A 13,013-nucleotide genomic window follows, 5' to 3' on the forward strand; every position below is an offset into this window, starting at 1 on the left:
TTGACGCTATTCAAGTCGCCGGCAACCGCCACATTCACCGCCAGCAACCGCGCGTATCACAACACTCCGTATGCGTTCTGCGACTTACTTCGCGCGTGTCACAACACGTGCACGTCTATCACACGTCTACTTTCGCATCCTAACTTGCATGCTCACTCCAATTCCGCCTCCCACGCACAGAGCTGCAACACCGTTTTGCATGTGATTGTCTCTAAGTGCGTAAAGAAGTGTTGTTAAAATCCTGGCTCCGCTAGCGCCCAAAGGATGCCCGAGCGCAATCGCGCCGCCTCTTATGTTCAGTTTGCTTTCGTTGATGTTCAGCTGCTGGCACACGGCTATGCTTTGTGCGGCAAACGCTTCGTTAATCTCAAAAAGGTCAATGTTTTCAACGGTGTAGCCCGTGTTTTTTAGCATGCGTTCCATAACGTGTTTTGGCGCGTAGCCCATAAGGTCTGGACTGATTCCACCTTCTGCAAATCCTACGATTTCTGCCAAATAGTCGATTCCGTGCGCGATTGCGTAGTCTTTGCTCATTAAGACGAGTGCTGCTGAGCCGTCGTTGATGCCGCTTGCATTTCCGGCTGTCACAGTAGGCGAGTGTTTTGCTCCAGAATACGCCTCACGAGTTTCATCTGCCTCGCGCATTCCACCAGTTTCGCACCTGCCAAAATCCGCCTCAAACAACGTTTTAAGCTTAGAAAGCTTCTCCATAGAAGTGTTGGCGCGCGGATGCTCGTCTCTGTTAATCACAGTTCCGTCCAAAAGCTGAACAGGTGTAATCTCCGCGTCAAAATCGCCGTTATTTTGCGCGAAAACGGCTTTCTGGTGCGATTTTAGTGCAAAAGCGTCTTGCTGTTCGCGCGTTATGCCAAACTTTGCGGCCACGTTTTCGGCAGTAACTCCCATTTCTTTGCCAGTAAAAGCGTCACAAAGTCCGTCTTTTTTTAGTCCATCAACCAGTGCACTGTTGCCGTAGCGAAGGCCACCAAATCGCACGTTTTGCGCGTAAAACGGCACGTTGCTCATGCTTTCCGTGCCTCCAGCAACTACCACTTTTGCATCTCCCATGCAAATCGCAGATTGCGCAAGGCGAATGGCTTTAAGACCAGATCCGCAAACTTCGTTGATTGTCATTGCGCAACTTGACTCGTCAAGCCCCGAGCTAAGGGCGATTTGGCGCGCAACGTTTTGACCGCTGCCTGCTTGAAGTACGTTGCCAAAAATCGCTTGATCTACAGATTTTGGACTGATTTTTGCGCGTTCGATTGCGGCTTTTGCTGCGATTGTTCCTAACTCAACAGATGTGAGCGATTTCAACGCGCCTCCGAATTTTCCTATCGGTGTGCGCGCTGCGCTTACAATCACAACATCACTCATACGTTTAGCCGCCAATCAGTTGAAAACTAGCCGATTAAAGCTATCTTGATCAAGCTATCTTATTGAAAATTATTAAAAATTGCATGTTGAAAGCTAGCACATTTAGAGTAATAGGTTTCAAACACCAACCGAACTACTTTATCGTATTTTTACGCAAAATTGCGATTTGTGAAGAATTATGTTTAATTTTTTCACAAATCGCGCACAATCATATTGACTTGGCTATTGGCGGAAGGTGATTGACCCATCGTTAGGATCCATCGACTCCACAATCGCCAGCGAATCCAAGTCATATCCAGCTTCGCGCAACGCATCTCCGCCGCCTTGGAAGCCTTTTTCAATCGCAATGCCAATGCCAGCAACCGTGGCTCCAGCGTGATCGCAAATGTCAATCAACCCTTGCAAAGCTTTGCCATTAGCCAAAAAATCGTCCAAAATTAAAACGCGGTCGTCTGCGCTCAAATATTTTCTAGACACAATTACAGGGAATTCGCGTTGCTTTGTGAACGAGAATACGGTAGACACGTATTGATCGCCATCCAAGTTGATTGATTGCGCTTTCTTTGCAAAAACCACTGGAACGTTGCCAAAATGACGCGCAGCAACGCACGCGATTCCGATTCCCGAAGACTCGATTGTTAGGATTTTGTTGATTTGCGTGTTTTTAAAATGCTGCGCCCATGCAGCTCCCATTGCGTCAAAAAGCGCGCAATCGCACTGGTGGTTAAGGAATGCGTCAACTTTCAAAACATTTCCTGGCTTAACAATGCCTTCTTTTTGGATACGTTCTTCAAGTTCTTGCACGATTATTCCTTTCAAATTGCGCCGTGTTTTGCGTGTGTAGCGTGTATTTGTATAGCTTACCCCCAGCTTTGACTCACTTGCGCGACGACCTACCTTTTCGCTTGAGAAGCGTAGCGCGAAAAGGTAATTCGGAGCGCTGAGCTTGCTCAAGGTTGAAAGCACAGTGTGCTTTCAACGCAAGCGAGGACGTGAGCGCGCTGTAACGCGCGAGCGACAAGACCTACCTTTTCGCTTAGAGCGTAGCGCGCGAACGATGCAAAACGTTGTTTAGAGCTACAAAGTGCGTCAGTTTTTCCGCTTTTTGTACGTGATTTGGGTCAAATGTGCTACAAAGTGCGTAAGTTGCGTAATGCGTATAGTGCAAAACGCACGATTTGTGTTTGGCTGCCGTTCGTTAAAATTGGTTAGAGTTTAATTTTTGCGATTTGGAACACGGGAGTGAGGGGCTTTTGAGCAAGTACGGTTACGATTTTGATTTGTTTGGCAATCCAGAAGATGCCGACGAGCAGAGAGATGCTTCTATTAGCAATGCTTCTATTAGCGATGCACCTATTAATAAAGACATGACGAGCGAAGTTTCTGCTTCTACGGTTGCTGGCGATTTTTCCGCAAAATATTCAAATTCCGTACAATCTTCCCAAACAGCTCAATCTTCTGCCGCTGCCCAATACGCTCAAACATCCGCACAATCTTCCAACATTCCTGAAATCAACCCACAATCGCTTTTAGAAGGCTTAAATCCACAGCAATCCAAGGCTGTTCAATACACTGGCCCAGCGCTTTTAATCGGAGCTGGCGCAGGCAGCGGCAAAACGCGTGTTCTTACGCGCCGAATCGCGTGGATTTTGGCTAATCGCAAGGCGTGGCCGAGCCAAATTCTTGCAATCACGTTTACAAATAAAGCGGCTGCGGAGATGCGCGAGCGCTTGGCGAGCTTAATAGGCAATAGTGCAAATAGCATGTGGGTTTCCACTTTCCATTCTGCTTGCGTTAAAATTCTTCGCGCTCATGGCGATTCAATCGGCTTAAAATCAGGTTTTTCTATCTACGATTCTTCCGATTGCGAGCGTCTTGTCAAAATAATCGCATCCGAATTGAACATCGATATTAAAAAGTTTACGCCTAAACTTTTATTGTCTAAGATATCTGATTTCAAAAATAATTTGGTTACTTGGCAGGAAAATCTTAAAAATTACGCACCAGATTATAAGCCAGGCGCGTCTGTATCTGGTGCATCTAGCTTTAATGCTGCTGGCAATGCTGATGCGCTTTATGCTGCTGTTTACGCGGAGTATCAAAATAGGCTTAGCGTTTCGAATGCTGTTGATTTTGACGATTTGATTATGTTAACGGTTAAGCTTTTGCGCCAAAATCCGCAAGTTAGCGCGTATTACAAGCGAAAGTTCCGTTACATTTTGGTTGACGAATATCAGGATACCAATCACGCGCAATACGTGTTGATTCGTGAGCTTGCAGGTGTGGATGATTATTCCACTGATTCCACTGTTTCATCAGTTTCACCAGATTCCACTCAACTTCCGCAATCTTCAATCACGGTTGTTGGCGATTCCGACCAGTCAATTTACGCTTTCCGCGGTGCAGATATTCGCAATATTCAAGACTTTGAGCAGGATTTTCCAAGCGCTACAACAATTATGTTGGAGCAGAATTATCGCTCTACGCAAACCATTTTGGATGCTGCAAATGCTGTGATCTCCAACAACGCTAATCGAAAACCTAAAAAGTTGTGGACATCTTTAGGCAAAGGCTCGCCGATTGTCGGTTATGTAGCAGATAACGCGCAAGGTGAAGCTTCTTGGGTTGCTCAAGAAATCGCGCGTTTGGCAGGCGAAGATGGCGTAAACTATTCAGATATTGCGATTATGTATCGCGCAAATTCGCAATCTCGAAGCTTAGAAGATGCGCTTATTAAGTCGGGCTTGCCTTATCAACTTGTTGGCGGAACTAAGTTCTATGAGCGTCGCGAAGTCAAAGATGCGCTTGCTTACTTGCAATCGATCGCAAACCCTGATGACGATGTCAATATGCGCCGCATTTTAAACGTTCCGAAGCGTGGTCTTGGTGCGCGCGCTGAGTCGCAGATTACGTCTTATGCAAAAGAAAATTCTATAAGTTTTTGGTCTGCTCTTAGTCAAATAGATAAGATTGCAGAACAAATTGGTATTTCATCTAGAACTTTTAATGCGCTCAAGAGTTTTAGGGATCTTATGACTTCGCTTATTGACTTTATGAAAGCTAACGATTCCAAGCCTTCTAAGGTTGTGGAGAACGTGCTTAACGAGAGCGGATTGTTGCAGGATTTGCGAGAGTCTAAGGACCCTCAAGACGAATTTAGAGTAGATAACTTGTCTCAATTACAATCGGTTGCAGCCGAGTATGAGCAGAATACGCCTGATGCTAATGTTGCTGGTTTTTTGGAGACTACGGCTTTGGTTGCGGATTCGGATCAGCTTCCAGACCAGGGCGAAGATACTGGAAAAGTTACGCTTATGACGCTTCACACGGCTAAAGGTTTGGAATATCCTGTTGTGTTTTTGACTGGAATGGAGCAGGGCACTTTTCCTCATTCGCGCTGTGTTGACAATCAAAAGGAGCTTTGCGAGGAGCGTCGTCTTGCATACGTTGGCATAACTCGCGCTAAGAAGATTTTGTACGTCACTTGGGCGGCTGAGAGATCGCAATGGGGCAAGTCTGCGGAAATGATCCAAAGTCAGTTTTTGGACGAGATTCCTGCCGATTTGATTTCTTGGAAGCGCAAGGAAGCAGATGTTATGCGTGCTGGGCTTAGGGGAGCGGGCAGTGATTTTGACCGCGATTTTGACAGTGATTTTGGAAGCGATGGTGGTTGGGACGACGATTCGTACACCACTTACGGCGGATCGAGTTACAGAAAATCGCATTATGGCAAGTCGTATAGCTCAAAGTCTTATGGCTCTAATTCATATGGCAATTCATATGGCAAATCGTATGGTTCAAAGTCTGGCAAAGTCACCACGCGTATCGCCAGAAAATCGAGTGCATCATACCAGCATCAATCGTTCACTTCAAATTTGCAGTCATCTGCATCATCATTGTCTTATAAAAAACAGGGTTTGCAAGAAAAGGACAATCACTTAAATATCAACGATTTCCACGAAGGTGATAAAATTTCGCACGACACTTACGGTCTTGGAACTGTTCTTAAGACGCAAGACAAGGGAAGAAACTCAATTATTACAGTTGACTTTGGTTCGGATGGTGTAAAAAGACTCATGTTAAGAGTTGCACCAATTGAGAAATTGTAAAATTGTAAAATTTTTTGTTTTATAAATGTTGCACTTAAAATAATGAAATCCTATTGAAGATTACTTTAAATTGTCAATTGTAATATTGTTATAACTAGTGCGCGATTATATACACTAAAACAAAATATTCAAGACTTGTTTTCTATTAAGCTATACGAAAAAATATAAAAGTAGGAAAAATATAGAAGTAGACGAAACCGCAAATGTGTAAGATTCGTGACTCAAGAGTAAGTCGATTAAGCTCTTAAACATTGCGATTGTATTTATAAAGAGATTTTAAAAGGCGTGGCGCTTACAAACGTAAGTGCCGTAAAGCGTGTTGCGTTAAAAAGCAACACTAAAAAATAATAACTAGATTTAATGAGGTATTTATTATGAAAAACAAATTATTCGCATCGCTTCATGCAATTATTTTTGGAATTCTTATTGCTATAGCGCCATTGACATTTGCAAAACCATGCTCAACAGGAGGCATGCATAAAATGCAAAAAATGCCTATGATGATGCAACCTATGGCATGCTACTACACCAGCCGCGTGGCTATTGGAATTGGCGTAGTTATTGCAATTCTAGGCATTATTGCGCTATTTGTTAAAGAACACGTTCGTGCTGGCTTAAATATTGCTGTAATCGTTAACTCTCTGTTTATGATCGCTACTACAACATTCCTTATTGGTGTTTGCAAAAGTCCAATGATGCATTGCGCATCTGTTATGCGTCCAACGTTGATTGTGCTATCTGTACTAGCGTTGGTGTTTGCATCTGTTAGCGTGTATCTTGACACTAAATCTGCTTGCTAGTGCGCATCTAAGTAATTTACTATGCACAATATTACATTAAAGCGATTGCCGCTAGAAAACCTAAAGCAAAAGCCGCTTAGAACCGCCGCGTTAATCGTGGTTTCCGCGTGCTTAGCTGCAGTGTTTTTTGGCGGCTCGCTAATCTCCCTTAATCTTTCTAATGGTTTAAGTAGTATGCGCGCTCGCCTTGGCGCGGATATTATGGTTATTCCGCAAAACACTTACAATCGTGCGGAAGCGTTGCTAACTAATGGCGGATCGAGCACGTTTTACTTTACGAACAATATTGAGGATTTTGTGCGAAAATCAAAAGGCGTTGAAAAAGCAAGCGTACAAACTTACATATCTTCTCTATCGGCTGGATGCTGCGCAGAAAAGTTGCAAATCATAGGTTTTGACCCTACGAGTGACTTTGTAATCGCGCCATGGATTTATTCGCAACACAAAAGCGAGCTTAAAAAAGAGCAGATGATTGCAGGCGCAAACGTGCTTGTGTCTTACAAAAATACTGTTCGCTTGTATGGGCACGAATGGCCGATTGTTGCGCAACTTGCTAAAACGGGCACTAGCTTAGATAACTCAGTGTTTGTAAACAGAGACACGATTCCAGCGGTTATTAAATATTCTTCTAAAGTTGGGCACACTGCGATTCCTGCAAAATATGCGCGCAAGGCAGTTAGCGCTGTTCTTGTAAAAGTGAGCAGGGGTTTTAGCGCTCAAAAAGTTGCGGAAAATATTCGTAAAACTAGCGGAATTAAAAGTCTTGGAGTGGTCTTTCCAGGCGGAATTACAGAGCAGACTAAAAAGAGCTTAGAGGTGCTAAATAAGGCGATTTTTCTTGGCATTCTTGCGTTTTGGCTTGTGGGCGTGTTGATTCTTGTGTGCGTTTTTGCGTCTTCTACATCGGAGCGCAAGAGGGAATTTGCTTCATTGAGGATTCTTGGTGCAAATAGGCGCATGCTTCTAAAGATGGTCGCGCGTGAATCGTCTGCGATTGGTTTTGGCGGAGGCGTGATTGGCGTTGCTTTTGCTTCGCTTATTTTGTTCCCATATAATGTTGTTATTTCTCAACAGTTGCAACTACCGTACTTGGAGTCGAATGTTTGGTTTGTGTGCGCGCTTGCGGCAGTTTCTGTAGCGTTTTCTCTCGCTAGTGTTTTGGTAACTTCTGCGATTATTGTGGGGCGAATCGCAAGCAGGGAAGCGTATTTGACTTTAAGAGATGGCGAATAAAATGGCGAATAAAGTTGTTAGTAACGATTTAGTAGTAAATCTTAAAAATGTCACTCGCGAATTTAAACGCAAAAATAGGAAGTTTATTGCTGTAGACAATGTTAATTTTTCGCTTAAAGCTGGCGACTTTGTTGCGATTGTGGGCAAGTCTGGCAATGGAAAATCTACTCTTTTAAACATGATTGCAGGTCTTTTAAAGCCGACGCGTGGAAACGTTACGATTTTTGGATGCAATATTTCACTGCCTTCTATAAGCGACGAGCAAATTTCTGCGATTCGCGCAAAAAGCATTGGTTTTGTTACGCAATCGCAGACGCTGCTTGCTAATTTGAATGTGATAAATAACGTTATTTTGCCTGTTAAGATTTTTGATGCTTCTTCTAAGCGAATAGGCGATTTTACGGAAAAACTTGAGCCAGAAGATTGTGCGAATGTGACTTCCTTCGCTATGGATTTGCTTAAGCGACTTAATGTGGACGATCTTGCGCATTGTTATCCACGTGAGCTTTCTGGCGGAGAAATGAGACGCGTTATGATTGCGCGCGCTTTGATTAACAACCCGCGTTTACTGCTGTTGGATGAGCCTACGGGCGATTTGGATTCGCAAAACACTCAAACTGTGGTGTCTTTGCTGCGCGATTGTGCGGATTCTGGCGCGGCTGTTTTAGTCGTTACTCACGATGAATCGGTTGCTGCAAGCGCTAACAGTGTTTACACAATGGACTCTGGCATACTTCGTGCACTCTGTGACTGAGCTTTGTTGCGCGGTTTTCCTATTTGATGTTGTTCGAGGGCTGGGTGTTTCTTGTCTCACAACGCTCTGCCTCTTACGTGTTATCTTGTGTTGCGGTTGTTCCGTTTTGTCTTTGATTTTGTTTTTAGGTTGATGTTTGTTTGTAGTGGTTGATCATTGGATTATTTGGTATCGGCTGCCGCTCTTATACTGTTCGACCAAGAATCACCCAGCCCTCTTACATGCTTGAACAATTGCGTGGTTTTTATCACCGAGATTCTCGATTTTTCTTGCTCTCTCGGCGAGTCACCACCTTCGGCGCTGAGGCTCACCTCGTTCACGGCGAAAAACCTCGAATCTTCACCTAGCTTGGTGTAATATGCGTGCAAAAGATGACGTTGATGTGAGCGCGAGTATCTACGGCGCGGAGTAGTATAAGGAACGATGCCTATTTTTCGTAGGCATTATCTGGAGCCTTAGCCCATCAGTGGGTCGGCGCGCAAGAATTATGGCGTTATTTCAGCGTTTTAATGCTTTCGCGTTCGTGTGTTAGCACGAAGAAGCACTGGAGAGGCCGGCTCAGCGTGAACAATCGTAAATGTTTGGTTCACGTTCCGTTCAGATAACGACAGAATAAAGGATTAGTAATGACTAATATTCAGCGTTCTCGCCGTCAGGTGCGTCTTTCTCGCGCCCTCGGCATCGCTTTGACCCCAAAGGCTCAGCGTATTTTCGAGAAGCGTCCATATGCTCCAGGTGAGCACGGCCGCACTCGTCGTCGTACCGAGTCCGATTACGCAGTACGTCTTCGCGAGAAGCAGCGTCTTCGCGCTCAGTACGGTCTTTCCGAGAAGCAGCTTCGTGCAGCTTACGAAAAGGGTACGCACACTGCAGGTCAGACTGGTGACGCAATGCTCACCGATTTGGAAACCCGTCTTGACGCTTTAGTTTTGCGCGCAGGCTTTGCTCGCACAACCGCTCAGGCTCGCCAGTTTGTTGTGCATCGTCACATTTTGGTAGATGGCAATCTTGTTGATCGCCCATCCTACCGTGTTAAGCCAGGCCAGACCATTCAGGTTCGCGCTAAGAGCCAGACAATGGTGCCATTCCAGATGGCTGCTGAAGGCGTTCATCGTGACGTTTTGCCAGCAGTTCCTGGTTACCTCGATGTGAATCTTGCCTCTTTGAAGGCTACTTTGACTCGTAAGCCGGAAGTCGATCAGATTCCAGTTGAAGTCAACATCCAGTACGTCGTCGAGTACTACGCTCGCTAAATTCTGGATTTCATTCTTAAGGACATACCGCTTGACCCCTGCTGTGCATTGCATAGTGGGGGTCAATGCGTTTGCGCGACGACCTGCCTTTTCGCTTAGAGCGTAGCGCGAAAAGGCAATTCGGAGCGCTTAGCTTGCTTAAGGTTGAAAGCACAGTGCGCTTTGACTGAGCTTGAAATTGCATAACGCATTTCAAGCTCCTTCAAAGCGTGATTTGGCACATAAAGTCCAGTGGACTTTATGTGCCAAATCAGCCGAGCGGCTACTAATAGCCGCGAGGAATGGAGCGCAAGCGAAGACGTTCGCGCGCTTAGACCGCGCGAACGATGACCTGCCTCGCACTACATAAATCTGTGATGTGTGCTTTGGTTGACTTAGTGAGCACTGTTGCAAGAGCAGTATGAACTACGTAAAAGTTGGTTACATGTTGGTGCACATTAACTTTTGTTTGGGATTAGTCGCCAGCAACCGTACATTTTGTAACAAAACAGTTTAATAAAAAAACAAAATCATATATAATTATTCACAATAATATTCGTTATATTACAAAATATAACATTCTGCGAGTGTTGAATCAGAAAATATATAATAGATAACTGAGCGTCTAGTAAGCGTTGTAAGTAAGAAGATACAAGAATAAGAAGTTATACGAAAATAAAAGAAGATAAAGAAGAATAAAGAGACGATGGAGTCAAAGATGTCTCAAATTAGCAATGAAGAAGATGTGAAAGCGGTGCAAGAAGCACAGCAATATATGACTGCGCACAACGCACAGTATGCAGAAGATGCAGAAGATGTAAGAGACGCAAAAGACGTGTTAAGCAATAACGTTTTTGAAGGGGATGATTTTGTGGAAAAGCCTAAAAAAGTTGCAGGACTTCACAATATTCCAACAACAGCTGGTTTCGCTGGTCCTGGTGGTGGATTTGAAGGTGGCGCTGCAGCAGGATTTGAAATTGATGAAGACGGCACTACGCATAAGAAGGCAGATGAGCGTCAAGTTGAAAAAAGCTTGGAAGACACAGATGCTTTTGATGCAATAGACATTAATGCAATTCGCGCTAGGAACAAGGCTGGCGGCGCAAACCACTCGGTTATTAACAAAATAACCAGCACGGGTGTTGGAGATTCTTCGCTGAGTAGTCTTGTAGCTCAAGCAGAAGAAGAGGCGGCTGAAAACGTGCAGTCTGCGCAATCCACTATGCATTCGGACTCATACCAAGGATTACAGTCACCAATGCATTCTTCGATAGGAGATAATGCTTTCTATCAAACGCAACAAATTCCGACTGTTCAAACTCCTATTCGAGATTTCGGTGGAGAGTATCCGTATAAGTTGTATCGTCCAGGAACATACGCACGTGAGCATATTCGTATTACGGCAACAAAGCTTTCCGACGGTCGTGACTTTTTCTACATCGACGACAACCCAGAATATGTTAGCGGGCACAAAACAAGGGAGCTGATCGACCCTAGAAAGTTGGCGTATCGCTTTACATCTCATTTTGATAGCGAAGGTAATGAGGTTCCTAGCGAAGTTCCGCAAATGCGTCAGGATCCGCTTACAGGAGACTGGATTCCTATGTCTAGGCTGTGGGCAAAACGACCAGCCCCTGTTCTTAGAGAGAGTTCAAATAGCGATAGCTTAAATAGTGATAGTAATCAGCAATCAAGAATCGACCCATTCGCTGGTAGAAAGCCAGAATCTGAGTATCAAGATGGTGAAATTCCAGACGAAGACTACGACGTTGTTGTTTTTGAAAACCGTTATCCAGCTATGGCTCAGGTTGCAGGAGTGCCAAACACAACAACCTACGTTGACGGCAATCCGCTGTGGAAGCAGGCTCCTGCAGCTGGTCGTTGTGAGGTGATTTGCTTTAGTTCCAACGAAAACATGCTTCCAGCTAATCTTTCTGTTTTGCGCATGCGTACGATTGTTGAAGCCTGGGCGTTTAGAACCGCGGAAATTAGCCAAATTGATGGCATTAAGCAGATTTATCCTTTTGAAAATCACGGCAGCCAAATTGGTGTGACTTTGAATCATCCTCACGGTCAGATTTACGCTTATCCGTTTATTGCTCCTAGGTTGGAGCAGGAGTTGCGCCACACGGAGGCTTATTTTGAGCGTACTGGCAGTAATCTTCTTAAGGATTTGATGAATTCGGAGATTGAGGCTAAAAAGCGTGTGATTATGCATAATCATAGTTGGGTTGCGTATGTTCCAGCAGCAGCGCGTTGGCCTCTAGAAGTACATGTTGCTCCTGTTCGTGATGTTCTTACTTTGGATCAGCTTGACGACCAAGAGCGTTGGGATTTGGCACAAATTTATATAACACTTCTTAGACGTGCTAATAAGTTCTTTGGTTTTAATGGCGACTCTAGTGCTAAATCGTTTGCAGGTTCGGCTGCTTTCGACTTATCTTCTGGTATGAGTGCTGCAAATTCTAGCGAATTTGTTGATTTGCCTTATGTTGCAGCATGGCATCAGGCTCCTGTGCATGATTCTCGTCGTGCGCATTATCGTCTTAATTTACAATTCTTCTCGTTTATGCGAGATGCTAACAAAATCAAGTATTTGGCTGGATCGGAAGCTGGGATGGCATCTTGGATTTCTGATACAACGCCAGAGCTGATTGCAAGTAGATTCCAAGAATTAGGCGATGTTGATTTGGATTAGTCTGACCTGTATTAGTCTGATTAAACAAATAACAAAGTCAATTTGTGTGAAGCACTGTGGGAAGCACTGTTTAAAGCATTGCATAACACATTGTGTAGAACACTTTATTAAAAGTGAGATGATTAAGTTATGTTGCTGCACCTTTATTTAGTTCGTCATGGTCAAACCATGTTTAATTGCTACAATCGTCTTCAAGGTTGGTCAAATTCTCCTCTTACCGATAAAGGACTTGCAGACGCAGATCGTGCAGCAGAAAAATTAGCTAATGTCATTTTTGCTGCAGCATATTGTTCAGATACAACTCGTGCGCAAGCCACTGCTGAGCGTATTTTAAGCGAAAACGAAAAACACACTCATGCTCGACCACAACTCATAAGCGATATGCATTTTCGTGAGCAATGCTACGGCTATTTTGAAGGCCAAGACATGAATATGGCTTGGTGGGCTGCAGGTGCTCCTCATGGTGCTAAAACATATAACGAGATTGTTGAAAAATTTGGTCTTGCTGCAACTCGAGATATGCTTAAAGAGGCAGACCCATTCCATGATGCTGAGTCGGATATTGAGTATTGGAAGCGTGTTGAGGGCGGTTTTAAAATAATCGCCAGCAATCCAGTGTTAAAAGATGGGGATAGTGTTTTGCAAATATCTCACGGGAACACGCTTTTAAGTCTTATGCATCGTTTTGCGCCTGCTGGTTACGATTTGAGCGAGCGTCCGCAAAATGGTAGTGTGACTCGTTTAGATTTTGACACTTCTAAGCCGCTTGATCAGTCTATAACTATTAAGGGTTACAACGAGTAGAGCGTA

9 protein-coding genes are annotated in these 13,013 nt (G+C 44.3%); 7 read left to right on the forward strand and 2 right to left on the reverse strand.

Annotated elements, in window-relative coordinates; translation table 11 throughout:
- Positions 1-126 precede the first annotated feature (126 nt).
- Positions 127-1,377, reverse strand: coding sequence for a thiolase family protein (locus tag P0106_RS03485; protein ID WP_473730449.1), 1,251 nt, complete (start codon positions 1,375-1,377; stop codon positions 127-129).
- A gap of 222 nt (positions 1,378-1,599) precedes the next feature.
- Positions 1,600-2,181, reverse strand: a complete 582-nt coding sequence (locus P0106_RS03490) for a xanthine phosphoribosyltransferase (RefSeq protein ID WP_004113391.1) — start codon at positions 2,179-2,181, stop codon at positions 1,600-1,602.
- Positions 2,182-2,630: 449 nt separating this feature from the next.
- Between P0106_RS03490 and P0106_RS03495 the strand changes: the two genes are divergently transcribed.
- The 7 genes from P0106_RS03495 (at position 2,631) to P0106_RS03525 (ending at position 13,007) form a co-directional block, all read left to right on the forward strand.
- The gene (locus P0106_RS03495; protein ID WP_285060495.1) at positions 2,631-5,486 is read left to right on the forward strand and encodes an ATP-dependent helicase; all 2,856 of its coding nucleotides are present in this window, start codon (positions 2,631-2,633) and stop codon (positions 5,484-5,486) included.
- 374 nt (positions 5,487-5,860) lie between these two features.
- Positions 5,861-6,286, forward strand: coding sequence for a DUF4418 family protein (locus P0106_RS03500; protein WP_004113387.1), 426 nt, complete (start codon positions 5,861-5,863; stop codon positions 6,284-6,286).
- Between the two features lie 21 nt (positions 6,287-6,307).
- On the forward strand, positions 6,308-7,519 hold the full coding sequence (locus P0106_RS03505; protein ID WP_473730450.1) for an FtsX-like permease family protein: 1,212 nt from the start codon (positions 6,308-6,310) through the stop codon (positions 7,517-7,519).
- Positions 7,509-8,273 carry an ABC transporter ATP-binding protein gene (locus P0106_RS03510; RefSeq protein ID WP_064623536.1) on the forward strand — a complete coding sequence of 255 codons (765 nt, stop codon included), beginning with the start codon at positions 7,509-7,511 and terminating at the stop codon, positions 8,271-8,273. Before P0106_RS03505 ends, P0106_RS03510 begins: the two co-directional genes overlap by 11 nt.
- 626 nt (positions 8,274-8,899) lie before the next feature.
- The gene (gene rpsD, locus P0106_RS03515) at positions 8,900-9,526 is read left to right on the forward strand and encodes a 30S ribosomal protein S4 (protein ID WP_004113375.1); all 627 of its coding nucleotides are present in this window, start codon (positions 8,900-8,902) and stop codon (positions 9,524-9,526) included.
- Positions 9,527-10,808: 1,282 nt separating this feature from the next.
- Positions 10,809-12,203, forward strand: coding sequence for a galactose-1-phosphate uridylyltransferase (gene galT / locus P0106_RS03520; RefSeq protein WP_042711366.1), 1,395 nt, complete (start codon positions 10,809-10,811; stop codon positions 12,201-12,203).
- A 129-nt stretch (positions 12,204-12,332) separates the two neighbouring features.
- On the forward strand, positions 12,333-13,007 hold the full coding sequence (locus P0106_RS03525; RefSeq protein WP_004117424.1) for a histidine phosphatase family protein: 675 nt from the start codon (positions 12,333-12,335) through the stop codon (positions 13,005-13,007).
- Positions 13,008-13,013: the final 6 nt, after the last annotated feature.

It is taken from the genome of Gardnerella sp. c11Ua_71 (assembly GCF_055818025.1).